26 protein-coding genes are annotated in these 23,818 nt (G+C 63.7%); 14 read left to right on the top strand and 12 right to left on the bottom strand.

Annotation, left to right across the window (positions count from 1 at the left end; all coding sequences use genetic code 11):
• Positions 1-77: 77 nt before the first annotated feature.
• A complete protein-coding gene (locus AB7783_RS27670) occupies positions 78-527 on the top strand; it encodes a tRNA (cytidine(34)-2'-O)-methyltransferase (RefSeq protein ID WP_441279380.1) in 450 nt (149 codons plus the stop codon).
• On the opposite strand, the gene AB7783_RS27665 is transcribed toward AB7783_RS27670, so the two are convergent.
• A complete protein-coding gene (locus tag AB7783_RS27665; protein ID WP_092139666.1) occupies positions 528-1,070 on the bottom strand; it encodes a hypothetical protein in 543 nt (180 codons plus the stop codon).
• Between the two features lie 192 nt (positions 1,071-1,262).
• On the opposite strand from AB7783_RS27665, the gene queE reads away from it, so the two are divergent.
• Together queE and AB7783_RS27655 are read left to right on the top strand one after the other, a co-directional pair.
• Entirely contained in the window at positions 1,263-1,895 is a 633-nt protein-coding gene (queE, locus tag AB7783_RS27660) for a 7-carboxy-7-deazaguanine synthase (RefSeq protein ID WP_441279379.1), read from the top strand.
• 31 nt (positions 1,896-1,926) lie between these two features.
• Positions 1,927-2,292 carry a 6-pyruvoyl trahydropterin synthase family protein gene (locus AB7783_RS27655; RefSeq protein WP_089262534.1) on the top strand — a complete coding sequence of 122 codons (366 nt, stop codon included), beginning with the start codon at positions 1,927-1,929 and terminating at the stop codon, positions 2,290-2,292.
• An 80-nt stretch (positions 2,293-2,372) separates the two neighbouring features.
• Here the strand turns inward: AB7783_RS27655 and AB7783_RS27650 are convergent, their stop codons facing one another.
• A complete protein-coding gene (locus AB7783_RS27650) occupies positions 2,373-2,822 on the bottom strand; it encodes a PaaI family thioesterase (protein ID WP_441279378.1) in 450 nt (149 codons plus the stop codon).
• 97 nt (positions 2,823-2,919) lie between these two features.
• A complete protein-coding gene (locus tag AB7783_RS27645; RefSeq protein WP_441279377.1) occupies positions 2,920-3,399 on the bottom strand; it encodes a MarR family winged helix-turn-helix transcriptional regulator in 480 nt (159 codons plus the stop codon).
• Positions 3,400-3,428: 29 nt separating this feature from the next.
• On the opposite strand from AB7783_RS27645, the gene AB7783_RS27640 reads away from it, so the two are divergent.
• The 3 genes from AB7783_RS27640 to AB7783_RS27630 all read left to right on the top strand — a co-directional run bounded on the left by AB7783_RS27640 (position 3,429) and on the right by AB7783_RS27630 (position 4,964).
• Positions 3,429-3,803 (top strand): nuclear transport factor 2 family protein, encoded by a 375-nt coding sequence (locus AB7783_RS27640; protein WP_441252168.1) that lies wholly within the window; start codon positions 3,429-3,431, stop codon positions 3,801-3,803.
• A gap of 104 nt (positions 3,804-3,907) precedes the next feature.
• Positions 3,908-4,630 (top strand): aspartate/glutamate racemase family protein, encoded by a 723-nt coding sequence (locus tag AB7783_RS27635; protein WP_441279376.1) that lies wholly within the window; start codon positions 3,908-3,910, stop codon positions 4,628-4,630.
• 82 nt (positions 4,631-4,712) lie between these two features.
• Positions 4,713-4,964 carry a YodC family protein gene (locus AB7783_RS27630; RefSeq protein ID WP_093759610.1) on the top strand — a complete coding sequence of 84 codons (252 nt, stop codon included), beginning with the start codon at positions 4,713-4,715 and terminating at the stop codon, positions 4,962-4,964.
• Positions 4,965-5,011: 47 nt separating this feature from the next.
• On the opposite strand, the gene AB7783_RS27625 is transcribed toward AB7783_RS27630, so the two are convergent.
• Genes AB7783_RS27625 through AB7783_RS27605 form a run of 5 tightly spaced genes read right to left on the bottom strand, consistent with a single transcriptional unit; the run spans position 5,012 to position 8,712 of the window.
• Positions 5,012-5,875: a serine hydrolase domain-containing protein gene (locus AB7783_RS27625; protein ID WP_441279375.1), complete on the bottom strand. Its 864-nt coding sequence runs from the start codon at positions 5,873-5,875 to the stop codon at positions 5,012-5,014.
• A 14-nt stretch (positions 5,876-5,889) separates the two neighbouring features.
• Complete coding sequence (locus tag AB7783_RS27620) at positions 5,890-7,143, bottom strand: CCA tRNA nucleotidyltransferase (protein WP_441279374.1); 1,254 nt, start codon at positions 7,141-7,143, stop codon at positions 5,890-5,892.
• On the bottom strand, positions 7,140-7,403 hold the full coding sequence (locus AB7783_RS27615) for a DUF6111 family protein (protein ID WP_089262546.1): 264 nt from the start codon (positions 7,401-7,403) through the stop codon (positions 7,140-7,142). The genes AB7783_RS27620 and AB7783_RS27615 overlap by 4 nt, the downstream gene beginning before the upstream one ends.
• The gene (locus AB7783_RS27610; RefSeq protein ID WP_441279373.1) at positions 7,400-8,065 is read right to left on the bottom strand and encodes a CoA pyrophosphatase; all 666 of its coding nucleotides are present in this window, start codon (positions 8,063-8,065) and stop codon (positions 7,400-7,402) included. Before AB7783_RS27610 ends, AB7783_RS27615 begins: the two co-directional genes overlap by 4 nt.
• Positions 8,066-8,100: 35 nt before the next feature.
• Positions 8,101-8,712 carry a DUF1285 domain-containing protein gene (locus tag AB7783_RS27605; RefSeq protein WP_441279372.1) on the bottom strand — a complete coding sequence of 204 codons (612 nt, stop codon included), beginning with the start codon at positions 8,710-8,712 and terminating at the stop codon, positions 8,101-8,103.
• Between the two features lie 247 nt (positions 8,713-8,959).
• On the opposite strand from AB7783_RS27605, the gene AB7783_RS27600 reads away from it, so the two are divergent.
• The 6 genes from AB7783_RS27600 (at position 8,960) to AB7783_RS27575 (ending at position 18,954) form a co-directional block, all read left to right on the top strand.
• Entirely contained in the window at positions 8,960-9,964 is a 1,005-nt protein-coding gene (locus AB7783_RS27600) for an AAA family ATPase (RefSeq protein WP_184513345.1), read from the top strand.
• Positions 9,964-10,905, top strand: coding sequence for a DUF58 domain-containing protein (locus AB7783_RS27595; protein ID WP_441279371.1), 942 nt, complete (start codon positions 9,964-9,966; stop codon positions 10,903-10,905). Before AB7783_RS27600 ends, AB7783_RS27595 begins: the two co-directional genes overlap by 1 nt.
• Positions 10,905-13,718: a DUF4159 domain-containing protein gene (locus AB7783_RS27590; protein ID WP_441279773.1), complete on the top strand. Its 2,814-nt coding sequence runs from the start codon at positions 10,905-10,907 to the stop codon at positions 13,716-13,718. The genes AB7783_RS27595 and AB7783_RS27590 overlap by 1 nt, the downstream gene beginning before the upstream one ends.
• 9 nt (positions 13,719-13,727) lie before the next feature.
• Positions 13,728-15,791, top strand: coding sequence for a hypothetical protein (locus tag AB7783_RS27585; RefSeq protein WP_441279370.1), 2,064 nt, complete (start codon positions 13,728-13,730; stop codon positions 15,789-15,791).
• Between the two features lie 307 nt (positions 15,792-16,098).
• Positions 16,099-16,476 (top strand): DUF2946 family protein, encoded by a 378-nt coding sequence (locus AB7783_RS27580; RefSeq protein WP_441279369.1) that lies wholly within the window; start codon positions 16,099-16,101, stop codon positions 16,474-16,476.
• A 123-nt stretch (positions 16,477-16,599) separates the two neighbouring features.
• A complete protein-coding gene (locus AB7783_RS27575; RefSeq protein WP_441279368.1) occupies positions 16,600-18,954 on the top strand; it encodes a TonB-dependent receptor in 2,355 nt (784 codons plus the stop codon).
• Positions 18,955-19,021: 67 nt separating this feature from the next.
• On the opposite strand, the gene AB7783_RS27570 is transcribed toward AB7783_RS27575, so the two are convergent.
• Positions 19,022-19,534 carry a GNAT family N-acetyltransferase gene (locus AB7783_RS27570; protein WP_441279367.1) on the bottom strand — a complete coding sequence of 171 codons (513 nt, stop codon included), beginning with the start codon at positions 19,532-19,534 and terminating at the stop codon, positions 19,022-19,024.
• A 57-nt stretch (positions 19,535-19,591) separates the two neighbouring features.
• Positions 19,592-20,080 (bottom strand): NUDIX domain-containing protein, encoded by a 489-nt coding sequence (locus tag AB7783_RS27565; RefSeq protein WP_093760065.1) that lies wholly within the window; start codon positions 20,078-20,080, stop codon positions 19,592-19,594.
• A 138-nt stretch (positions 20,081-20,218) separates the two neighbouring features.
• Between AB7783_RS27565 and AB7783_RS27560 the strand changes: the two genes are divergently transcribed.
• Positions 20,219-21,103, top strand: coding sequence for a metallophosphoesterase family protein (locus AB7783_RS27560; RefSeq protein WP_441279366.1), 885 nt, complete (start codon positions 20,219-20,221; stop codon positions 21,101-21,103).
• A gap of 5 nt (positions 21,104-21,108) precedes the next feature.
• Here the strand turns inward: AB7783_RS27560 and AB7783_RS27555 are convergent, their stop codons facing one another.
• Both AB7783_RS27555 and AB7783_RS27550 read right to left on the bottom strand, forming a co-directional pair.
• Positions 21,109-21,657 (bottom strand): hypothetical protein, encoded by a 549-nt coding sequence (locus AB7783_RS27555; RefSeq protein ID WP_441279365.1) that lies wholly within the window; start codon positions 21,655-21,657, stop codon positions 21,109-21,111.
• A 250-nt stretch (positions 21,658-21,907) separates the two neighbouring features.
• Positions 21,908-22,117 (bottom strand): DUF4170 domain-containing protein, encoded by a 210-nt coding sequence (locus AB7783_RS27550; protein WP_068733054.1) that lies wholly within the window; start codon positions 22,115-22,117, stop codon positions 21,908-21,910.
• Positions 22,118-22,329: 212 nt separating this feature from the next.
• Between AB7783_RS27550 and AB7783_RS27545 the strand changes: the two genes are divergently transcribed.
• Positions 22,330-23,775, top strand: a complete 1,446-nt coding sequence (locus AB7783_RS27545; RefSeq protein ID WP_441279364.1) for a helix-turn-helix domain-containing protein — start codon at positions 22,330-22,332, stop codon at positions 23,773-23,775.
• The last annotated feature ends 43 nt before the right edge of the window (positions 23,776-23,818 follow it).

The following is a 23,818-nucleotide window of genomic DNA, read 5'->3' as shown; positions in this document are numbered from 1 at the left end:
CCTTGTCCGACTGCATGTCAGGCGCTATCGCCTGACATGGGTCGCGTCGATCAAGATGCGGCCGGAGAAAGTCCGCCGTGCGCCTCGCCCTCTACCAGCCTGACATTCCGCAGAACACCGGCACCATCCTGCGGCTCTGTGCCTGTCTCGATGTCGAAGCTCATATTATCGAACCGGCGGGCTTTCCGACCTCCGACCGGCATTTTCGCCGTGCCGGCATGGACTATCTCGATCAGGTATCCATCGTCCGGCACGATTCATGGCGGCATTTCGAGGACTGGCGGCGCGAGGCCGGTCATCGTCTCGCGCTGTTCACCACCAAGGGCGCGGAGCCCTATCTCGATCATCGCTATTCTGACGATGAGATTCTGCTGTTCGGCCGCGAGAGTGCCGGTGTGCCGGAGGATGTCGCGGCTGCTGCAGACAGCCGCGTTGTCATTCCCATGCGTGAGAGCCTGCGGTCGATCAATCTGGCGATGACGGTGGCCATGGCATTGGGAGAGGCCCTGCGGCAGGTGCGCGGCTGACTACCGCCCGCTCGGGACACGCGTAGCGATGTAGTCCTTGCCCCTGGCCGTGAAGGTTTCGCGGATGATGAAGCCATCCGCCGGCGACATCGGGCCGATCGGCACTGGCCCCGTGGGCATGATCAGCGTGGCATTGCCGCCGACGAAGATCAGCAGGTGGCGACGTTCTGCCAGCAGCTTCTCCGACCAGGCGATCAGGCCGGAATGGATCGGCTCCTTCTGCCAGGCGAAAGGCGAGCCGGGATCGACCTGGCCATAGATGAAGCCCGTCGTCGGATAGACCGAGAACACGATTTTGGAGTTTTCCGGCTTCCAGGACTCCGGCATCTCGTCGTCCTGAATCCAGACGCAATCGAAGGCGCGGCATTGCTGCGGCCGGGTGTCATAGATCTTGCACCCGTGCGCGATCGCGCAGTGCTTGCACCACTTGCCGGCCGGCTTGGCGAGGTCGTCGATGCGATAGACCTTGCAGCACATGGTGCAGGTCCCGCACGTACGCGTGGCGGCGGCAGAACTGCCGGATGTGACGAGCGACGGCTGCATGGTATCCAGGTGCGACAATTTGACGTGATGTCATCGACCTTTGGCGGCCCGCGCCGGACATCGCAATTGACATGTCGGTGATCGGCCGGGACATCCACGGCCCAGCCGTGCTAAGAGCCGCCGCTTACCCCATATGGAACCGAGACGTGGCCCGAGCCGGATCGGACATGCCGGTTTTAGAGAGCTGAAACAGTGAGTTATGCGGTCAAAGAAATCTTCCTGACGCTGCAGGGCGAAGGTGCCCATGCCGGCCGCGCGTCCGTCTTCTGCCGGTTCTCGGGCTGCAACCTCTGGACCGGCCGGGAGCAGGACCGCGCCGACGCCACCTGCCAGTTCTGCGACACCGACTTCGTCGGCATGGACGGCACTTTGGGCGGTCGTTACCCCACCGCCGACCAGCTCGCCGACACCATCGCCGCGCAATGGGTTGGACCGTCCGGCAATCGCTATGTGGTGTTGACCGGCGGCGAGCCGTTGCTGCAGGTGGACGCCGAACTGATCGACGCGCTGCATGCGCGCGGCTTCGAGATCGGCGTCGAGACCAACGGCACCGTCGCGCCGCCCGAAGGCATCGACTGGATCTGCGTCAGCCCCAAGGCCGGCGCTGAACTGGTGGTGCGCAGCGGACACGAATTGAAGCTGGTCTATCCGCAGGCGCAAGCGATGCCGGAAAAGTTTGAAGGCCTCTCCTTCGAGCGTTTCTCATTGCAGCCGATGGACGGACCGGACGCCATCAGCAATACCGCTGACGCGGTGGACTACTGCCTGCGCCACCCGCAATGGCGGCTGAGCGTGCAGACACACAAGACACTTGGGATCCGCTAAGGACCCGGACTTCTAAGGACGACGACTTCCTATGTGGGAACTGACCAAATCGTTTCGCTTCGAGGCGGCGCATGCGCTGTCTCACACCACGCTCGGTGAAGTGAGCCAGGAAATCCATGGCCACTCCTTCCGTGCCGAAGTCACCATCCGCGGCGTACCGGATCCCGTGACCGGCATGGTGATGGATCTCGGCTTGCTCGACCGCAGCCTCGATGAGCTGCGCAAGACGCTCGACCACAAGTTTCTCAACAAGATCGAAGCGATCGGCATTCCGACGCTGGAAAATCTCTCGCGCTTCATCTGGGACCGCGTCGCCGACAAGGCTCCGGTTGTCCGCGTCGGCGTGTTTCGCGACAGCTGCAATGAGAGCTGCGTGTATTTCGGGCCGAAGGGTTAGAGTCTCTATTGGAGCATGATCGCTCGACAAACGAATTCGTTTGTCGGCGAAAACCGGTATCCAGTTTTCGGGATCATGCTCTAGTCTTTTCCCGTGATCATGCAGGTCGCGGTGGCATGCGCGCAAAGCCTGCCATCCTTGTCGGTCAGCGTCCCCTCCGTCGCGGCCATCCTGCGTCCCATGTGAATGATACGGCCCTCGGCGCGGATCGGCCCTGATGCAGCGGTCATCGCGCGAATGTAGGTGACCTTGAGATCGAGCGTCGCGTAACCGGTCCCTGCTGGCAGCGCTGTCTGTACCGCCAACGCGATGGCGCCATCCAGCATCGTGGCCGCGTAACCGCCATGCACCGTTCCGAGCGGATTGTAGTGATCCTCGTTCGGCGAGCCGACCAGCACAACCTTGCCCTGCTCTGCGGACTCGCCCTTGATGCCGAGTGTGCGGCCGATGCCGCGCGCAAATCCGCCTGCAGCGAAGGCCTGCTGCACAAGCTTCAGGCCGCTGCTCGCGTCACCAATCTCAGTTGTCATGTTTGCCTCCGTCGTCCCGTGAACATCCTTGTTATGGGACCGGATGGCAGAGCTTGCCTTTCAAGTCAATATTGTTGACCTCAAGACTTGAACTTGGCTAGTCGCGCGCCGCCTCCGCCATCACCGCCGACCATGCGGCCTGACTGCCTGCCCCCGCCTTCTTGAAGGCGCGCGCCATGATCTTACGTTCATGGCCCGATGCGATGCGCTCGACGGCACGGCCGGCCGGCGTCAATTCCAGAAGCTTGAAACGATGCCGCGCCGGATCGCGCTTGACAGCCACATAGCCCTCATCGAGCAGCTGCTTCATCGGGCGATGCAGCGCCTGTTTCGAAATCTGCAGGATCGCCAGCAGATCCGACATCGTGATGCCATCGCCGCGCAGCACGGCATAGAGAATGCGATGGTGGACCCGCGACAGGCCGACCGTTGCCAGATATTCGTCAGCCGCGCGCGTCATCCCGCGCCATCCGAAATACATCAGCGCCAGCGCATCATCGAGCGGATCGAGTTTCTTCAGGTCAATAACATTGACTTGATTGCGGGCGGTGTTAGGCTTCATAGAAGATGGGCTCATCGAAGGCTCACGACAGGGAGACGGGACGCATGTTGACGCGGCAGGACGCGATGGCATTCGCGCAGCAATGGGCTGCAAACTGGAATCGGCTCGCGATCGATACGATCGTTGATCATTTTGCTCCCGAAGGTGAGATGCGCAGCCCGCTGGCAACGAAACTGGCGGGATCATCCACCATAAAGGGACGCGACGCCATTCGCACCTACTGGCACGCCGCTTATGGCGGGCTATCCGAGCCACATCTCACCCTGGAGAGCGCCGCCTGGGACGGCGCGTTACAGCGCCTGACGGTCTGGTGGAGCGCGCCGCTGCCCAGTGGACCGACCAGGGCGTGCGAGATGATGGATTTCGATGCCGATCACCAGATCGTCCGCAGCGAAGCCTATTACGGCGCCGGCAGCTAGGATGGCGCGGGCGGCACGTCTCATGCCCGCGTGCGTTTCGATGATCGCCGTGCATTTCCCGCACTGGCGCCTATAGTGGACGGACTCATCGAGAGCCCATCCCTGTGCGCATTCTGTTGATCAATCCCAACACCACCGAGAGCGTCACCACGCTCGTAAAACGGCATGTCGAGGCCGTAGCCGGCGATGCCGCGACCTTTGTGCCGGCGACCGGCCGGTTCGGCGCCCGCTATATTTCGACGCGCGCCTCGGCCGCCATCGCAGGCCATGCGGCGCTCGACGCCTATGCTTCTTATGGCGCCGGCTGCGATGCGGTCTACCTCGCCTGCTTCGGCGACCCTGGCCTGCTGGCGCTGCGCGAAATTGCAGACGTTCCCGTGGTCGGCATGGCCGAAGCGTCCTGCATCGAGGCCTCCAGACGCGGGCGTTTCGCCATCGTCACCGGCGGCGCACTGTGGGGGCCGATGCTCCGGGAGTTCGTCGGGAGCATTGGCTTGGCCGACAAGCTCGCCAAGGTGCGCACCATCGCACCGACCGGCGGCGATATCGCGCGGAATCCCGATGCAGCACTGGCTGCGCTCGCCAGCGCCTGCACGGCCTGTGCCACGGACGACGGGGCCGAGGTCGTGATCCTTGGCGGCGCTGCGCTCGCCGGCCTTGCGTCTCGCATCCAAGCTGACGTGCCGGTACCCGTCTTGTGTTCCGTCGAAACCGGCACGCGTGCCGTGATCGCCGCAGCAGCGAAAGGTCTCGACAGCAGCCCGCCGCCTGCGCTTGAGAGCGTCGGCCTCGGCGCGGAACTCGCAAAACTGCTTCAGCAAAAATAGCTGACAGAAACATCCCCGTGTTCGGCCTGTCATGACGCGGAGCTAGACTCAGTGCGCGTCAAACACATTTCGGGAGCCGACCATGGAATTGAAATCAGGCGATGTCGTCATGCTGAAGTCGGGCGGTTGCCCGCTGACCGTGGCCGACGTTGACGGCGACAACATCGAATGCATCTGGCTGGGCGAGGAAGGCGATCTGTTCCGCGAGACCCTTCCGCGTGCCGTGCTCGAACTCGCCCTCGTCATCCCGCATGACGACGAAGACGAGAGCGAAGAGGACGAAGCTGAAGAACACGACGACGAAGAAGAAGAGCACAAGAGCAAGGTGGCCTGATCAGGCCGTCCGCCGCCGGGCGCAAATGTCCGGCGGCGGCTTGTTGCTCATCTTTGCAGACCGAGTTTGAACGCGTCCGCCTCGATATTGCTTGCAGCACCGTCGGTCGCGAAGACCGCAACGGTTGCTTGCGCATATTCGGGACAATGATAGACGGCGATGCCACTGCCCGGACCTCCGCCGGTATGCCCGACGACGCGTAAATTACTGGTTGTCGTTCCAGCCATAACGCCAAGGCCGTAAGCCGCGTGTTGCCACGGACGTCCTGCACCGGGATCACCCACTGCGATTCCGTGGCACATCTCGTCGCGCAGCCCCACAGGCAGCAAGTCCGTCGTCATCAAGCGGTGCAATAGCATTGCGGCATCGCGCAATGTCCCGACCGCCAGCCCGTGATAGACCCAGCGCGGATCGTAAGAATGAACATCTCCCATCCGGACATCGGCGAGATCGCTGCGTTGATTGGCGATGCGCGGCCCGACCACACCGAAGGGTTCGAGCAACCGGTGTCGTATCAAGGCATCGAGCCCCAACCCGCTCACGCGTTCGAGATGTTCCCGGACCAGCAAATAGCCGACATTCGAATAGGCGAAATGGCCCGGCTCAATTCCGGCATGCAGAGCAGAAACTGAGTGCAGCAGCTGGTCCACCGGCCAGGCGTCTTCACCGGCAGCGACAGCCGCATGGTAGGCCGTAACAGAACCGTAGTCGGCCAGACCGGCGCGATGCTGCAACAACTGGCGGAGCGTAAAGGACTCGCCCGGCAACGCATCATCCAGACGCAACTGTCCATCACGCACCATGGTCAGTGCCGTGGCGGCAATCAGCGTCTTGGTAAAACTCCACCACGGCACAACGACGTCGGCATCATCGCTGATATCGGCAGAACCGGGGCGAATGACATGCTTCATGGTGCCGTCGAAACTTAGAGCTGATGGTCGTGCTTGAATCGCGCAATCGTTTGGTCGGCGATAACAGTCAGCACATCGACCTCCATCGGAAAGTCCAGCGCCAGCCAGGCATCTTCCGCCAGCGCCAGCACATGGCCGAGCGCCGGGCCCTTGGCGATGCCGCGCGCCATGAAGTCGGCGGCCCTGAGCGGAAACACCGGCGGTGTCCATCGTTCCGGCAAGGTTACGAGCGTTTTCCACGCCTCTACATCGGCATCGCGGCCGGCGCGGGCCCAGGCGAGCATCATGCGGTTGCGATAACGGGTTTCGCCCAAGCGATAGAGCCGCCGCCGGGCATGGGATTCATCCATGCCCTTCAGCCGCCACCAGCGATGGCCCATCGAATCCAAGGCCTTGGTTTCGTCATTGGAGAGCCGCAGCTTTTGCGCAAGCCGGCGCGCATCTTCCGTAACTGCGACGCCGAGCGCACCAAGCCTCAGAACCGCATCGGGTTTTAGCCCCAACGCCTGCTCGATGGCGATCATTGCGGCGAACGGCCCCTTGTAGGTGACACCGCCCACGATCCGCAGCATCAGGCCGGCATCGACCATCGCATCCACCGCCGCGAAGGCGCCATCGGCCACCAGCAGCTTGAGCAACTCCATCCTGATACGCTCGGCCGATATTCCCGCCAGTCCATCGCGGCCGCGAATGCTGGCGAGATAACCTTCGCGATCCGGCGCGCCGGCGCCATAGGCGGCATGAATGCGGAAGAACCTGAGAATGCGCAGATAGTCTTCGGCGATGCGCCTGTCGGGATCGCCGATGAAGCGCACCCGCCGGGCATCGAGATCGGACAGGCCGCCGACATGATCATGCACCACGCCGTCGATGGATGCCGAAAGGCCGTTCATCGTGAAATCACGTCGTTCGGCATCGCGCTTCCAGTCGCGCCCGAATGCCACCTTGGCCTTGCGGCCAAAGGTCTCGACGTCTTCGCGCAATGTCGTGATCTCGAACGGTGCGCCATCGACAACCAGCGTCACCGTGCCGTGCTCGATGCCCGTCGGCACGCTCTTGATATGGGCCGCCTTGGCGCGGCGGATCACTTCATCGGGCATGGCCGTCGTGGCTATATCGATTTCGCCCACTGGCAATTTCATCAGAGCGTTGCGCACAGCGCCGCCGACCGCGCGGGCTTCCTCGCCATTGCCGTTGAGCAGCGCCAGCACCTGCCCGGACGGTCCTGACGTGAGCCACGGCGCGTCGGGCAGTTTGCGCACGCTCATTTTTCGACCCCGGGAACGAGCCTGCCGTTTTCGATATGCGCCGGGACATAGGTCGATCCCGGCGGCGCGCCGGAAAACTGCGCCAGCAGCACGAGGCTCACGATCACCAGCACGGCGGCGGCGATGGCGAGCCTGATCATCACCGGCATCGGCCATGACGATTTCAGTGTCACACCATTCTTGGTCGCGATCAGGAAAATGGCATAGAGCGCAAACGGGATGAGGAAAATGCCGACTTCGGTCAGAACCGGACGGATCATGTGAGCACGATCCGTTCGTACAGCACGCGCAGGATGCCTGCGGTAGCGCCCCAGATATAACGTTCGGCGAACGGCATCGCGTAATAGGACCGCTCCATGCCGCGGAATTCCTTGCTGTGCAGCTGATGATTGGCAGGGTCCATCAGAAACGCCAGCGGCACCTCGAAGGCGCTTTCGACCTCGTTCTCGTTGATCTTCAGATTGAAGCCTGGTTTCACACGCGCCAGCGTCGGCAGGATTCGAAAGCCGAAGCCGGTCGCATAGAGATCGAGATAGCCGATCGGCTCGACGAAGGAGCGATCAAGACCGATTTCCTCCTCGGCCTCGCGCAACGCGGCGTCCAGCGGCGAGACATCGGTCGGATCGATCTTGCCACCGGGAAACGAGATCTGTCCGGCATGATCGTTGAGATGCGCGGAGCGCTGGGTAAGCAGCACGGTTGGTTGTTCGTGTTCGACGATGCCGATCAGGACCGCGGCCGGGCGGATCGGCCGCTCCTGCGCCACGATCTGGATCATGCGGTCGTTGCCGGCATCGCCGGTGACGGGAACGATGCTGGCGTCGGTGAGCCCCTCGGGCACATCGAAATTCAGGCGTGCCTTCGCCCGCTTGAAAAACTCGACTGAACCGATATCCGCGGCATCCGCGTCGGTCTTCAGCATCGGCTCATTCGCCCGGCTCACTTCAATCGGCTCACTTATGTAGCTTCCCTGACCTGCTCCGCATCGGCCATGGCGAAAAACGCGCCCGCGGAGGCGATGCCGAACATCGCAGTACCATCGACCATCCGCTCCTCGCCCATGTCAACCAGATCGTAATAGACCGCCCGCGTCACCTTGGCCCACAGGTCACTGCGGACATGCAGATAGGGCGTCAACCCGCCGTCCTCAGCCATCTCGAATCGCAGCCGGTGTTCGCTGTCACACGCTACCCAATCGTCCACATTGGTGCGAAACTTCAACACCGTGCCGCGCGTGTCCTGCTCCTTGAGCATCTCGACGGCGAGAAATGGGGCATCGTCCACGGTGATGCCGACCTTCTCCACGGGGGTCACGAGAAAGTGCTTGCCGTCCTCACGCTTCAGGATCGTTGAGAACAACCGCACCAATGCGGGCCGGCCGATCGGCGTTCCCAAATAGAACCACGTACCATCGCCAGCGATTCGCATGTCGAGATCGCCGCAGAATGGCGGATTCCACAGATGCACCGGCGGCAGGCCCTTGCCGGCTTTACCGTTGGCCGCCGCATCCCTCGCCGCTGTCGTCAGGCCGTCCAGCCCCTGATTTGCGATCTGCCCTTGCTTCGCCATTGTTTGCCCTGACCTTACCGCTGCCATTTGGCACGATTGGTGCACGTATTGAAACGTGTGATGTCACAATCCAACTCGCCACAACGTGATGCAGTTCATAGCCGCATCCCGATATTGTGGGGATAGTTTAATTCAACAAATACATGGCCTTCGCTTAAGTTTAGCATCAGGTCCATGGAATACTAAGATGGCGTGACGACAAATGCGGCGGCGTATTTCAGGCGCCGTTCACCCGAAGGAGCAATGGATGGCTGGCGCTGACAGTGTCGAGAAACTCGAAGACGTGATTGTCCGCTCCGCGGAACAGGTGGCTGGCCAGATGCGCGCCGCCAAGGACGCGATCTCCACTGTCATCTTCGGCCAGGAACGCGTCGTCGAAAACACGCTGGTGACCATCCTGTCCGGCGGCCATGCGCTGCTGATCGGTGTTCCGGGCCTCGCCAAAACCAAGCTGGTGGAAACGCTGGGCGTCACGCTCGGCCTTGATGCCAAGCGCATCCAGTTCACCCCCGACCTAATGCCTTCAGACATTCTCGGCGCCGAAGTGCTAGACGAGAGCGTCGCCGGCAAGCGCTCGTTCCGCTTCATCTCGGGACCTGTCTTCGCACAGCTTCTGATGGCCGACGAAATCAACCGCGCCTCGCCGCGCACGCAATCCGCATTGCTGCAGGCGATGCAGGAACAGCACATCACCGTCGCCGGCGCCCGGCACGATCTGCCGAAGCCGTTCCATGTGCTGGCCACGCAGAATCCGCTGGAACAGGAAGGCACCTATCCGCTGCCGGAAGCGCAGCTCGATCGCTTCCTGATGGAGATCGACGTCGATTATCCGGATCGCGATGCCGAACGCCGCATCCTGTTCGAAACCACCGGCGCCGACGAAACCATCGCCAAGGCTGCCGTGACTGCCGACACGCTGATCACAGCGCAGCGCCTGGTGCGCCGCCTGCCGGTCGGCGACAGCGTGGTCGAAGCGATTCTTACATTGGTGCGCTCGGCACGTCCGGGACCGGACGCCGGCGATGCCAGCAAGCTGATCGCCTGGGGCCCAGGTCCTCGCGCGTCACAGTCGCTGATGCTGGCGGTGCGCGCACGCGCGCTGCTCGATGGTCGTCTTGCGCCCTCGATCGACGACGTGCTCTATCTCGCCGAGCCGATCCTGAAGCATCGTATGGCGCTGACCTTCTCGGCGCGTGCCGAAGGCCGCACAGTCCCCGACGTCATCCGTCAGCTCAAGACGCGGATCGGTTAATGGCCGCAGCGCCGGATCACGCCACGCAGGAGATCATCGCAGTCCGCCGCGCCGATGGCGAAAGCCGTACGCTTGCTGCATCGCTGCCGCGTCTGGTGCTGGAGGCCCGGCGCATCGCCGCGACGGTGATCCATGGCCTGCATGGCCGGCGCCGCGCCGGCCATGGCGAAAGTTTCTGGCAATATCGTCGCTTCGTCTCCGGCGAACCGTCGCAGAATGTCGACTGGCGCCGTTCGGCGCGCGACGATCATTTGTATGTCCGCGAGCAGGAATGGGAAGCCGCGCACACAGTTTGGCTGTGGCCGGACCGGTCGCTGTCGATGGCCTTTGCCTCCAAGGGCGCGCGCGACAGCAAGCTCGAACGCGCGCTGATCGTCACCTTCGCACTGGCTGAATTGCTGGTGGCCGGCGGTGAGCGCGTCGGCGTGCCCGGTCTGATGAATCCGACTTCCAGCCGCAGCGTCATCGACAAGATGGCGCAGGCGATGCTGCACGACACGACGAACCGCGCCAGCCTGCCACCTTCGTTTGTACCCTCAGCACTGGCCGAGATCGTGGTGCTCGGCGACTTCTGGTCGCCGATGCCGGAGATCAAGGAGATGCTGGCCGGTCTGTCGTCATCGGGCGCGCATGGCGCACTGGTGCAGGTCGTCGATCCCGCCGAGGAGAGTTTCCCTTATTCCGGCCGCGTCGAATTCGTCGAGCCCGAAAGCGGCAATGTCATCACCGCCGGCCGTGCACAGACCTGGGCCGAGGATTACGTCGCCCGCGTCGCCGCGCATCGCGAGGAAATCCGCGCCGAAACCGCCAAGCTCGGCTGGCTGTTCTCGACACACACCACCAGCCGCTCGGCGGCTGAGCTGCTGTTGTTCCTGCATGGCGGCATGATGGTCAGCAAATCTGCGGGCGGCGGCATGGTCAAGGCAGGACGTTCAGCATGATCGGTGGCTTCCCGCTCGCCTTCGCCCAACCGCTGCTGCTGCTCGGCCTGATCAGTCTCCCGGTGCTGTGGTGGCTGCTGCGCGTAATGCCACCGCGCCCGCAGCGCATCGCGTTTCCGCCGACACGTCTGCTGTTCGATATCACGCCGAAGGAAGAAACCCCCTCGCGCTCGCCCTGGTGGCTGACGCTGCTGCGCCTGCTGGCTGCGGCGCTCATCATCTTCGCTGCCGCCGGCCCGATCTGGAATCCGCAGACCGGCACGGCCGGCAGCAATGCACCGCTTGCGATTTTGCTGGACGATGGCTGGAGCGCCGCGGCGAGCTGGGACGCTCGCGTCAAGGCGGCGGATGAGCTGATTGCCAATGCCGACAGCAATCGCCGCGGCGTGGCCCTTGTTCCGCTGTCGGAGCCGAACCGCGACATCACGCTGCTGCCCGGCGGCACCGCCCGCGTCGCGCTGCGTCAGCTCTCGCCGAAGCCCTATGCGATCGACCGCGTCGATACACTGCCGGCGCTGGAGCGCTTTTTGAAAGCCACCGGCGACAGCGAGATTGTCTGGCTCTCGGATGGTGTCGATACCAGCCGTGGCGTTGACTTCACGCAAGGCCTTGCGAAGACCATCGGCGACCGCACACTGACCATCTATGACGGCGGAGCCACGCCGGCCCATGCGCTGGTCGCAGCGGAAAATGCCGCGGCGAAGATGACCGTGAAGGTGCTGCGCGCCAATAGCGGCGGCCCTGACGGCGGCGTGGTGCGCGGTCTCGACCAGAAGGGATCGCCGGTCGGCGAGGCCAAGTTCCTGTTCACGCCGAACGACCGCGAGACCGAAGCGTCGTTCGACCTACCTGTCGAATTGCGCAACGACATCGCACGGCTTGAAATCACCGGCGAACGCTCCGCCGGCGCCGTGCAACTGCTCGACAAGCGCTGGCGCCGTCGCGCCATCGGCATCGTCTCGGGCGCCACCAACGATACCGCGCAGCCGCTGCTAGCCTCGACCTTCTATCTCACCCGCGCATTGGCGCCATTCGCTGACGTCCGCCTCGGCGATCGCGGCGCGCCGCAGCAGGCGATCACGCAATTTTTGGACCAGAAACTTCCGATGATCGTGCTGGCCGATGTCGGCACCCTGTCGCCGGAAATCCGAGAGCGCCTCAATACCTGGATCGATGCGGGCGGCGTGCTGGTGCGCTTTGCCGGCCCGCGCCTCGCGCAAGGCGACGACGATCTCGTCCCGGTGAAACTGCGCCGCGGCGACCGCAGCCTCGGCGGCAGCCTGACCTGGGAGAAGCCGCAACATCTCGCGTCCTTCGCCGCCGATGGGCCGTTCGCCGGTCTCCCTGTCCCAAAAGACATCACCGTGAATCGTCAGGTGCTCGCCGAGCCGAACGCTGCGCTGGCCTCGAAGAGCTGGGCGTCGCTGGTGGATGGCACGCCGCTGGTCACCGGTGAACGTCGTGGCAAGGGTCTCGTGACCCTGTTCCATGTCAGCGCCGATATGCGCTGGTCGGACCTGCCATTGTCTGGCACCTTCGTAGAGATGCTGCGCAGGGTCGTCGATATCTCCGGTTACACGTCCACGCCCGGTGCAGGTGTCGCCGGCGAGACCGGCGCAGAGACTGTGGCGCCGCTGCGCACGCTGGATGGTTTCGGCGCATTCACGCCGCCGCCCTCCACGGCCAAGCCGCTCGCCGCCGACTATCGCGACCGCGCCACGCTCGATCACCCGCCGGGCTTCTATGGCCCTGCCGATGGCCCGCTCGCGGTGAATGCACTGGCATCGGCCGATCGCATTGAGCCTATCGATTTCTCAGGCCTGAAGGCCAACCGCGCCAGCTACACCAATGCCGAACCTCGCGACCTTCGCGGCATCCTGCTCTCCACGGCGCTGGCGCTGTTTTTGGTGGACGCGATCATCGTCGCGCTGCTCGGCGGTGCCATCGCCGCGATGTTTCGCCGCCGTGCTGTCTCGACGGCCCTCGCTGTGGCACTCGCGCTCGGCACCGTCATGGGATCACCGGTGCCATCGCGGGCCGATCCAGCCAGTGACGATTTCGCCGTCAAGGCCGTGTCGCAGACACGTCTCGCCTACGTCGTCACTGGGAATGCCGATGTCGACTCGATCGTGAAGTCGGGCATGACCGGACTGACGCTGTTTCTCGCGCAGCGCACCGCGCTGGAAGCCGGCGAGCCCGTTGGCGTCGATCCTTCTCGCGACGAACTCTCCTTCTTCCCGCTGATCTACTGGCCGATCATTCCCGGTGCCGCCAAGCCGCCGCAGGAGGCCATCAACCGCATCGACGCTTACATGAAGCAAGGTGGCACGGTGCTGTTCGACACCCGCGATGCCGTCGAAGCCCCGCCCGGACCGAATGGCGAGTCGCAGACGCCAGGCATGCTGACGCTGCGCAACATCCTGTCCTCGCTGGATGTGCCCGAGCTTGAGCCGGTGCCGCGCGAACACGTCCTGACCAAGACCTTCTATCTGCTGCGCGACTTCCCCGGCCGCTTCAATTCCGGACCGACCTGGGTCGAGACCCTGCCGCGCGACGATGGCGATGACGCTGCCTCGCGTCCGGCTCGCGGCGGTGACGGCGTGTCGCCGATCATCATCACCTCGAACGATCTTGCCGGCGCCTGGGCGATGCGCCCCGATGGCCAGCCGATGCTGCCACTGACGCCCGGCGAACCGCGGCAGCGCGAATTTGCGTTCCGCGCCGGCGTCAACATCGTGATGTATACGCTGACCGGCAACTACAAGGCCGATCAGGTGCACGCGCCCGCACTCATCGAACGTCTCGGACAGTAGGAGCGCGACATGCAGTACGGCATCGCGTTTACGCCTCTCGTCCCGACCATCGTGCTGTGGATCGGCCTCGCCGCCATCGTGGCGATATCAGCATTGCTATTGCTCGGCCGTGCACGCGGTGCCGCCGTGCGTGTGGCCGCATTGGCGCTGATCCTGCTGGCGCTGGCCAATCCATCGTTTACGCGCGAGGAGCGCGAGCCGCTCACATCGGTCGCCGCCGTCGTCATCGACAAGAGCCCGAGCCAGAATTTCGGCGAGCGCACCAAGGAAACCGAGGAAGCGCAGAAGCAGCTGGTCGACCGGCTGAAGCAGGTCAAGGGCCTCGAGGTCCGCGTTGTCGAAGCCGGACAGGCTGATGGCGAAACCGACGGCACCAAATTGTTCGGCGCACTGTCCTCCGCTCTCTCCGACGTGCCGACAGACCGTGTCGCGGGCGCATTCCTGATCACCGACGGCCGTGTCCATGACATCCCGGCCAATGTCGCGGGTCTCGGCTTCAATGCGCCGGTGCATGCGCTGATCACCGGCCGCAAGGACGAACGCGATCGCCGCATCGCCATCACCGCTGCTCCCAGATTTGGCATCGTCGGCCAATCGCAGCGCGTCACGTTCCGGCTCGACGATCAGGGCGTCACCGGCGAACGCGCCCGCGTCGCCATTCGCCGCGACGGCGATACGTTGAGCGAGCGCACGGTGCTGTCGGGTCAGACTGTCTCAGTTGACATCGACATCAAACATGCCGGCCCGAACATCGTCGAGATCGAAGCATCGCCGCTCGATAATGAACTGACACTGGTCAACAACCGCGCCGTGGTCGCCATCGACGGCGTGCGCGACAAACTCCGCGTGCTGCTGGTGTCGGGCGAGCCGCATTCCGGCGAACGCACCTGGCGCAACCTGCTGAAGTCCGATGCGTCGATCGATCTCGTCCACTTCACGATTTTGCGCCCGCCGGAGAAGCAGGACGGCACGCCGATCAACGAACTGTCGTTGATCGCCTTCCCGACCCGCGAGCTGTTCCAGCAAAAGATTCACGAATTCCAGCTGATCATCTTCGATCGCTATGCCCGCCAGGGCGTGCTGCCAATCGCCTATTTCGACAATATCGCGCGCTATGTCCGCGCCGGTGGCGCCGTGCTGGTCTCGGCCGGGCCTGATTACGCGTCGAACACCTCGATCTGGCGCACGCCGCTGGATTCGGTACTGCCCGCCGAACCCGTCGGGGTCAGCGAGAAGCCGTTCTATGCGCATCTCAGCGATATCGGCAAACGTCACCCGGTGACGCGCGGCCTCGAAGGCTCCAATTCCGAGCCACCGAAATGGAGCCGCTTCTTCCGCACCGTCGAGACCCGCAACACCACCACTCCCCCTGTGATGACCGGCGCCGACGGTCAGCCACTGCTGCTGCTGTCGCGTTCTGGCGAGGGCCGCGTCGCGCTGCTGCTGTCGGATCACATCTGGCTGTGGGCGCGCGGCTATGAAGGCGGCGGCCCGCATCTCGATCTGCTTCGTCGCACGTCGCACTGGCTGATGAAGCAGCCGGATCTCGACGAGGAAGCACTCAAGCTGCAGAGTCAGGGCAAGGACCTCGTCGTGGTCAGGCAGACCATGGGCGACGCCGTGCAGCCCGTGACGGTGACCTCACCATCAGGCAAGACCCGCGAACTGACGCTGTCAGCCGGCGAGCCCGGTCTGTGGCGCGCGACCACGCCGGCCGATGAACTCGGCCTGTGGCAGGCCACCGACGGCACGCTGAAGGCGCTGATCAATGTCGGCCCGATCAACCCGAAGGAATTCTCCGAGGTCACCTCGACCACCGAGATGCTGAAGCCGCTGTCGCAGGCCAGTGGCGGCGACGCCCGACGGATCAATGAAGGCTCGGGCATCGAGCTGCCGCGCATCGTGCCGGTGCGCTCCTCGACCGTATTCCGCGGCGACGGCTGGATGGGCGTGCATATGCGCGATGCCAGCGTGGTCCGCGGCGTTGGCGTGCTGCCGATGTTTGCCGGCCTGATCGGGCTGCTGCTGCTGCTCGGCGCATTCGCGGCGACGTGGCTAAGAGAGAGCCGGTAGCTTCTTCCCTCGCCCCGCTTGCGGGGAGAGGGTGGCGCGGACGAAGTCCGCGACGGGTGAGGGGAAGCCAGCGAGTGAAACACTGGCTCCCCCTCACCCGTCATCCACTCTGACGCGTGAATGACGACCTCTCCCCGCAAGCGGGGCGAGGTAAGAAGGCAGCGTGGCGATAATCACACAGCAGGTCGGGTTTCTGTGTCCGGAGATGACTGGCCGTTGACACCCGGCCGCCCGTTGCGCGATGTTACATTATAACATCGGTGCTGGCAGACCTCTCCGCCGACCGATGCCGGGGCAGCCTGTCGGCATGAAGTGGTTTCGCGCGAATATCAGACATGGGGCAAAGCTGGCGCTGTTCGCGCTGGCGGTGCAGCTCGTTCTGTCGTTCGGCCATGTCCATGGCGGGACGGTGCACGCGGCCCCTCTCGACTCCACCATCGCGGTTTCAGCCGGTGATGCGGCCCAGACACCGGCCGCTCCAGAGACGGACCACCATCACCGCGCCGCAGATCCCTGCGCCATCTGCGCCGTCATGGCGATGGCCGGTACAGCGCTGTTCGCCGCGCCGCCGGTCCTGCTGTTGCCGCAGGCTGCCGTCCTGCTGCAGCGGATCACCGAGGCTGAGTTCGACCATCTCGACGCCATCAGCGGCGCATCGCAGCCGCGCGGCCCTCCTGTATCCTGACACGACCTTTGACGATCGCTGCCGCGAATTCCTCGCGAACGGCGTAACCGAAGTCAGATTCGCATCACCGCGAGTCCCGGCGCAAGCACCCGAGCGCGCGGCCGGTGAAGTCAGGACAAACCTATGTCGATTCAATTCAAGCGCGCCCTCCTGCTCGGCACATCTGCCGTGGTGGGACTGAGCTGCCTCCCGCAATCCGCGCTGGCGCAGACGCAGCTTCCCGCCGTGGAAGTCACCGCGCCAAGCCCGATCGTGCGCCGCAAGCCGGTGCCGTCACGCACCGCGCATACCCATGTCACGCGCCCCGCGCCGAACCGCAATGCCGCGCCGGTGCCCGTCGAGGCAGAGCCGGCCGTTCAAGCCCAGCAGGGCGAACTCCCGATCGTTTCCGATCAGTTCGCCACCGTCACCGTGGTGCCGAATGACGAGATCCGCCGTTCCGGTGCCTCGACGCTCGGCGACCTCCTCGCCAACAAGCCCGGCATCACCGGCTCCGGCTACGCACCGGGCGCATCGAGCCGGCCGATCATCAGGGGTCTCGACGTCAACCGCGTCGGCATCGTCGAGAACGGCATCGGCAGCAATGGCGCATCCGATCTCGGCGAAGATCATTTCGTGCCTGTCGATCCGTTCGCCGCCAATCAGGTCGAAGTCATTCGCGGCCCGGCGACGCTGCGTTATGGCTCGCAGTCGATCGGCGGCGTGGTCAGCGCCTCCAACAATCGCATTCCCGACGCGCTGCCGAACTGCGCCGTGGCGGCGCCGTTCCAGAGCTATGGCATGCCGGTGAAGGCGCCAGCCGCCGGTCTCGCGGCGCTGGGCTGCATGAATGCCGAAGTCCGCACCTCGTTCAGTTCGGTGGATCGCGGTGTTGATGGCGGCATCCTGCTCGATGCCGGCGGCGGCAATGTCGCGGTTCATGCCGATGTCTATGGCCGCAAGGCCGGCGACTACAATGTGCCGAGCTATCCTTATGCCGCGCCCGGCCTCGCCTTCAACGGGCGTCAGCCGAACTCGGCTAACCAGTCGGCCGGCGCATCGGTCGGCGGCTCCTACTTCTTCACCGGCGGCTATATCGGCGCGGCGATCACACAGAACAACACGACCTATCGCATTCCGGGCGTTGAAGGCGCGCAGGTCGGCACCCGTATCGCCGGCCAGCAGACCAAGTTCACGGCGAAGGGCGAATATCGCCCGGACGCCGCGGCGGTCGAAGCGATCCGCTTCTGGGTCGGCGCGACGAACTACAAGCACAACGAGATCGGCCTTGCCGACGCCAGCGATCTCTTGTCTGACGGCGTGCGCCAGACCTTCACCAACAAGGAACAGGAAGGCCGGCTCGAAGTGCAGATGATGCCCTTCAACGCGCGCTTCGCCACGATTACTTCGGCCTTTGGCCTGCAGGTCAATCATCAGGAGCTGACTGCACCGAGCCCCGATGACATCGGCAGCCCGCTCAATGGTCTGTGGGATCCGAATAAGAACACAAGGATTGCCGGCTACAGCTTCAACGAGTTCAAATTCACCGAAACCACGAAGGCGCAGATCGCCGGCCGCATCGAGCATGTCGAACTGTCAGGCACGACGCCATCTTCGATCCCGAACGAGTTCGATCTCAATGCAGATCCGGGCGCGATCGGGCCGGCGGTCGGGCGTAACCTCACCTTCACGCCGAAGAGCGGCAGTATCGGGTTGATCCAGGATCTGCCCTGGTATGGGCTCTCCGCCAGCATCACCGCGCAATATACCGAACGCGCACCGAAGCCGGCCGAACTGTTCTCGCGCGGCGGACATGATGCGACCGAGACCTTCGATATCGGCAATCCGAATCTCGGCATCGAGACGGCGAAGTCGGTCGAACTCGGCCTGCGCCGTGCCGCCGGTCCGTTCCGCTTCGAGCTCACCGGCTACTACACGCAGTATGACGGCTTCATCTATCGCCGCCTGACCGGCAACACCTGCGGAGACGGGGTCTGCCAGGCGGGGCTTGGCCTCGAACTGAACCAGGCGATCTATTCGCAGCGTGACGCCACCTTCCGGGGCGGCGAATTCCAGAGCCAGCTCGACGTTGCGCAGATCTATGGCGGCACATGGGGTATCGAGACCCAGGCCGACATCGTGCGCGCGACCTTCAGCGACGGCACCAATGTGCCGCGCATTCCGCCGGTGCGTGCCGGCGGCGGTCTGTTCTGGCGCGATACCAACTGGTTTGCCCGCGTGAATCTGCTGCATGCCTTCGCACAGAACGACATCGCTGAGATCGCCGAGACGCCCACATCGGGCTACAATCTCCTGAAGGCAGAAGTGAGCTACAAGACGCTGCTCGACCCGCGCATCTACGGCGCCAAGGAGATGACCGTCGGCGTGGTCGGCAACAACCTGTTGAACGAGAACATTCGCAATGCGGTGTCCTATAACAAGGACAACGTGCTGCAACCCGGACTGAACGTGCGGGCGTTTGCGAGTGTGAAGTTCTGATTTCCATACACTCGTCATTCCGGGATGCGCCTCTTTGGCGCAGACCCGGAATGACAGCTTGTGGCTTTTACTTCGCCGCGTCCCAATCCGGCCGAACGGCGCCGGCGAGACCCGTAGCGGCGCCCTCCACCAGCTCAAGCACAAGCAACCGGTTTTGATCGACCGGACCCGGCATGGTCACGTTACCCTTCGGGATCGCCTTGAAGCCGACCCGGCGATAATAGGGCTCGTCGCCGACCAGCAGGATGAGCTTGTGGCCCTTTGTGCGCGCATCGGCGATGGCGCGGTCCAGCAGCTTGCGGCCGACGCCGCGGCTGCGGAATGGCGGCTCGACGGTCAGCGGCCCGAGCAGCAGTGCCGGCGTATCACCCACACAGATCGGCAATTGCCGGACCGAGCCGACCAGCAGCGTGCCGATCCGTGCCGTGAAAGACAGGTCGAGCAGATGACCGACGTGTTCACGCAGCCGGTAGGCTGATAGCACGTAACGGCCCGGGCCGAAGGTGCGGGCATGCAGCCGTTCGATGATCTGGGCGTCGTTGGCGGTTTCCGCCAGGATGGTCAGAGAAAGGTCATTCATGTCGGGAGGCGGGATAGCATTTGGCGGGCGCGCGGTCCATTGCCCGGGCGGACGGGATCAGACCCGCCAGGTAGCACTGATCGGCTTGCCGTCGAAGATCTCGGCCAGCCGCAGCCGGGTGCCCTCGGTGGTGTCGTGAGGCAGGGCATCGAGGGCGAAGAAACCGGTTTCGGCGATTTCGCGATTGGGCTCGGGCAACCAGTCCTGCCGGAACTGCCTGACCACATAGACCGCCACATGATCGCGGATCGAGACGTGACTGTTGAGAAAGACACCATGCAGAACCGGCTCTCCCGTGAGTTCGATGCGCCCCTCTTCCCGCAGCTCCATGTCTAGCGCCTCGCGAAAGGTCTGGCCGACTTCGACGCCGCCGCCGGGTAGATACCAGCCGGTGACATAAGTGTGCCGGACTAGAAACACGCGATTGTCAGCGTCCAGCACCACGGCGCGGACGCCCAAGGTCATGCCGCGGGCGAAGCGGAAATACAGATGCACGAATTTGCGCAGGGTCGGCTCCAGCCGCTGCCGCAACGTCGGTGAGGTCATCGCGGCAAATTCCTGGCTGGCGACACGGTGGGTGCTTGCGTCATATGCCCCACCTTGCCAAAACATGCAGGGATTTCACAGGCATGAGGGCGCATTGAGCCGGCTTGTTCACATACGCGCAGGGGCAGATCGCTTCTCATGACCGCTTTCACTCTCGCCCATCTGTCCGATCCGCATGTTCCGCCGATGCCAGAGCCGCAATGGCGCGAGCTCCTGGGGCAGCGCGTGCTCGGCTATCTGAACTGGCGGCGTAACCGGCATCTGATCCACCGCCGCGATATGCTGGATGTCATCGTCAGCGACATGCAGGCGCAGCAGCCGGACCATATTGCCGTCACCGGCGATCTCGTGAATCTCGCCCTGGATGCCGAATTCCCGCGCGCGCGCCGCTGGATCGAGAGCGTCGGCACACCGGACAAGGTCTCCCTGGTCCCCGGCAATCACGACGCCTATGTGCGCGGGGCACCGGAGCGCTTTGCGGCAACCTTCGGCGACTATATGCGCAGTGACGGCACCCCCGATACGCGCTTTCCATTTCTGCGTATCCGCGGCCCGCTGGCTCTGATCGGCGTGTCGTCGAGTGTGCCAACCGCGCCGTTCATGGCGACGGGCTCGCTCGGCGACGCACAGCTTAGGGCGCTCAACATTATGCTTGGCGGCCTCGCCGACGCTCATCTGTTTCGCGTATTGCTGATTCATCATCCGCTACGCTCAAAGCAGAAAATGAAGCGACTGACGGATTCCGAAGCGCTGCAAGCTGTGCTCAAGCGCCACGGCGTCGAACTGATCCTGCACGGCCACGACCACATTCATTCGACCATGTGGTTCGACGGCCCACAGCGGCGCATTCCCGCAATCGGCGTGCCATCGGCATCATCGGTCGCACACGGCCACAAGCCGGCAGCGGCCTACAATCTGTTCGCCATCGAACGCGACGGCGAACGCTGGCGCTGCCAGCAGACGGTACGAGGATTCGGGGGCAGCAATATGGTGCACGAGCTGACGCGGACGATGCTGGTGTAGCGTGACTAATGTCCGCGCACGGACACGAACAGCGCGAGCGCAAATAGTCCCACGACGCCGACAATCACACCGAACACGAACGGCCAGAATCTGCTGCGCGGCTTCTTCACCGCCGTCGCTACCTCCGGCGCCGGTATTGTCACCAGCGCGTGCTCGCGCTCAATCATGCGGCGCGCGATATAGTCGGTGACCGCCTTTACGATGGTCGGAACGTCATGCGCCTCGGCCAGCACCACGCGACCGTGGCGGGTGTCCTGCACGAAGCGATACATGCGCTTGTCGCGACCCATCGCGACATGGGCGACCATGTCGATCCACAGCCGCGGCGTGTCGCCCTGGCTGATGCCCCGGTCGAACATCTCGATGCCAACAGGGATCTCGGCGAACAGCGGGTCGAGCGCTTCATTGAGGATCTCCAGCCGCGCCACTTCGGCATCGCGCAGCTCGACGACGACACCGGTGCGATCGGCCGCCTCGATGCGGGCCTGACGCAACGCGTCGCGCAGCCGCTGCGGCCTGACTTCCTCGACAGGCTTCGTCCCGTTACTCGCCACGCTGGACCCCTTTCTGGCTGCCTGAGCGCGCCATCCACCGGGCAGTAACCTATCAGTAACCACGAGTGCCGGAAAGGCCGTTTGTTTCCAGAGGCTTGGCCGCTAAACGCATCAACGGCCCCACCCGGTTTTCCGGATGAGGCCGCTGATATCCTTGGACGTCTTCTTATGGGCAAATCAGCGACAGGCTTGAGGCGATCCAGCGGCACTGACGCCGCTCGGGATCTCAGCTTCAGGCGACCCGTCGGTCCTAAGCGACCTGACGGCTCGGCTCTTCGACGATGGAGAAGCGGACGCCGGCGCGGTGGCGGTTCTCTTCCGACACGGTCTTCCAGGCTTCTTCGGCCTGCTTGCGCGTCTTGAACGGGCCCTGCACCTGGGCCGAGCCTTCAACCAGCTTGTGGAAGTTCATCGAACCGAACTCGCCGCCGATGACCCAGAAATTGCTACCGTGTGACATGTCGTGCTCCTGTTCATTCCTTAAATCGACATTCGTGACATGCGATGCATTCACCGTGTGAACAGATAACGCCATGTCAGACAAAACCACCAGATGCCTTGTGTTTGAATGGTGATGTGATGTAACATCACGACTTGTAATAAATGTCATTTTGTCAATTTTGTCACAACCAACGACCGAGTGGCGACTCGGGGAACCAGGAATTGGCTCGGATGGCGGGCGAGTCTGGCAAGAAGCTGTTCGTGGGGCCGCGCTTCCGGCGGATCCGGCAGCAACAGGGCCTGTCCCAGACCCAGATGGCAGAGGGCCTCGGCATTTCGCCGAGCTACATCAATCTGATTGAGCGCAACCAGCGGCCGGTCACCGCGCAGTTGCTGCTGCGCCTCGCCGAGACCTATGACCTCGATCTCCGCGATCTCGCGACGGCGGATGAAGATCGCTTCTTCGCGGAGCTGAACGAGATCTTTTCCGATCCGCTGTTTCGCCAGATCGATTTGCCGAAACAGGAATTGCGCGACCTTGCCGAACTCTGTCCCGGCGTCACGCATGCGCTGCAGCGGCTCTATGCGGCTTATACCGAAGCGCGGCGCGGCGAGACCATGGTGGCGGCGCAGATGGCCGATCGGCATGAAGGCGCGCCATTCGAGGCCAATCCGATCGAGCGCGTGCGTGATTTGATCGAAGCCAACCGCAACTACTTCCCCGAACTCGAAGCGGCCGCCGAAAGCCTGCGCGACGAGATCAACGTGCCGTCGCAGGATCTGTTTGCGGCGCTGAGCACGCGACTGCGCGACAAATATTCGATCGTCACTCGCATTATGCCGGTGGATGTGATGCGCGAGACGCTCAGACGTTTCGACCGACATCGCCGGCAGCTGCTGATCTCGGAAATGGTCGATGCGCCCGGCCGCGCCTTTCAGGTCGCATTCCAGATCGGCCTCGTCGAGTGCTCATCGCATTTCGAGACCATCATCGGCCGCGCCGGGCCGCTCGACGACACCACACGGCGGCTCTATCGCATCACGCTGGCCAACTATTTCGCAGCCGCCGCGCTAATGCCCTATGCGGCGTTCCATGCCGCCGCGGAAGCGCTGAGCTACGACGTGCAGGTGCTCGGCCAGCGCTTCAATGTCGGCTTCGAGCAGATCTGCCATCGCCTGACAACGCTGCAGCGCCCGAACGCGCGCGGCGTGCCGTTCTTCATGCTGCGCGTCGACAATGCCGGCAACGTGTCGAAGCGGTTTTCATCCGGCACCTTCCCGTTCTCGAAATTCGGCGGCACCTGTCCATTGTGGAACGTGCATTCGACATTCGACACACCGGACCGCCTGCTGAGCCAGGTGATCGAACTGCCCGATGGCAGCCGCTATTTCTCCATCGCACAGACGCTACGTCGGCCCGCAGCGCCGCATCCGCAGCCACAACCGCGCTTCGCCATCGGCCTCGGCTGCGAGATCCGCCACGCCGGCAAGCTAGTCTATTCAGCAGGCCTCGATCTGGAAAAGACCGAAGGCACGCCGATCGGCGTCAATTGCCGCCTCTGCGAGCGCGAGAATTGCAGCCAGCGCGCCGAGCCGCCGATCACGCGGAGTCTGATTCTGGACGAAAACACGCGGCGGGTGTCGAGCTTTGCGTTCAGCAATGCGCGGGAGTTGTGAGGCGCCCCGAGCCTTTGCGGTAGAAAAAGCCGTGCTATACAGA

It is taken from the genome of Tardiphaga sp. 172_B4_N1_3, assembly GCF_052076035.1.
GTDB lineage: Bacteria > Pseudomonadota > Alphaproteobacteria > Rhizobiales > Xanthobacteraceae > Tardiphaga > Tardiphaga robiniae.
This window is presented reverse-complemented; position numbering and strand designations above follow the sequence as displayed.

Excerpts from the sequence above, each read along its gene's own strand:
- AB7783_RS27665 (WP_092139666.1), bottom strand. The coding sequence starts at position 1,070 with ATGCAGCCGTCGCTCGTCACATCCGGCAGTTCTGCCGCCGCCACGCGT.
- AB7783_RS27655 (WP_089262534.1), top strand. The coding sequence starts at position 1,927 with ATGTGGGAACTGACCAAATCGTTTCGCTTCGAGGCGGCGCATGCGCTG.
- AB7783_RS27650 (WP_441279378.1), bottom strand. The coding sequence starts at position 2,822 with ATGACAACTGAGATTGGTGACGCGAGCAGCGGCCTGAAGCTTGTGCAG.
- AB7783_RS27645 (WP_441279377.1), bottom strand. The coding sequence starts at position 3,399 with ATGAGCCCATCTTCTATGAAGCCTAACACCGCCCGCAATCAAGTCAAT.
- AB7783_RS27640 (WP_441252168.1), top strand. The coding sequence starts at position 3,429 with ATGTTGACGCGGCAGGACGCGATGGCATTCGCGCAGCAATGGGCTGCA.
- AB7783_RS27630 (WP_093759610.1), top strand. The coding sequence starts at position 4,713 with ATGGAATTGAAATCAGGCGATGTCGTCATGCTGAAGTCGGGCGGTTGC.
- AB7783_RS27625 (WP_441279375.1), bottom strand. The coding sequence starts at position 5,875 with ATGAAGCATGTCATTCGCCCCGGTTCTGCCGATATCAGCGATGATGCC.
- AB7783_RS27620 (WP_441279374.1), bottom strand. The coding sequence starts at position 7,143 with ATGAGCGTGCGCAAACTGCCCGACGCGCCGTGGCTCACGTCAGGACCG.
- AB7783_RS27615 (WP_089262546.1), bottom strand. The coding sequence starts at position 7,403 with ATGATCCGTCCGGTTCTGACCGAAGTCGGCATTTTCCTCATCCCGTTT.
- AB7783_RS27610 (WP_441279373.1), bottom strand. The coding sequence starts at position 8,065 with ATGCTGAAGACCGACGCGGATGCCGCGGATATCGGTTCAGTCGAGTTT.
- AB7783_RS27605 (WP_441279372.1), bottom strand. The coding sequence starts at position 8,712 with ATGGCGAAGCAAGGGCAGATCGCAAATCAGGGGCTGGACGGCCTGACG.
- AB7783_RS27600 (WP_184513345.1), top strand. The coding sequence starts at position 8,960 with ATGGCTGGCGCTGACAGTGTCGAGAAACTCGAAGACGTGATTGTCCGC.
- AB7783_RS27595 (WP_441279371.1), top strand. The coding sequence starts at position 9,964 with ATGGCCGCAGCGCCGGATCACGCCACGCAGGAGATCATCGCAGTCCGC.
- AB7783_RS27585 (WP_441279370.1), top strand. The coding sequence starts at position 13,728 with ATGCAGTACGGCATCGCGTTTACGCCTCTCGTCCCGACCATCGTGCTG.
- AB7783_RS27580 (WP_441279369.1), top strand. The coding sequence starts at position 16,099 with ATGAAGTGGTTTCGCGCGAATATCAGACATGGGGCAAAGCTGGCGCTG.
- AB7783_RS27575 (WP_441279368.1), top strand. The coding sequence starts at position 16,600 with ATGTCGATTCAATTCAAGCGCGCCCTCCTGCTCGGCACATCTGCCGTG.
- AB7783_RS27570 (WP_441279367.1), bottom strand. The coding sequence starts at position 19,534 with ATGAATGACCTTTCTCTGACCATCCTGGCGGAAACCGCCAACGACGCC.
- AB7783_RS27565 (WP_093760065.1), bottom strand. The coding sequence starts at position 20,080 with ATGACCTCACCGACGTTGCGGCAGCGGCTGGAGCCGACCCTGCGCAAA.
- AB7783_RS27560 (WP_441279366.1), top strand. The coding sequence starts at position 20,219 with ATGACCGCTTTCACTCTCGCCCATCTGTCCGATCCGCATGTTCCGCCG.
- AB7783_RS27550 (WP_068733054.1), bottom strand. The coding sequence starts at position 22,117 with ATGTCACACGGTAGCAATTTCTGGGTCATCGGCGGCGAGTTCGGTTCG.
- AB7783_RS27545 (WP_441279364.1), top strand. The coding sequence starts at position 22,330 with ATGGCGGGCGAGTCTGGCAAGAAGCTGTTCGTGGGGCCGCGCTTCCGG.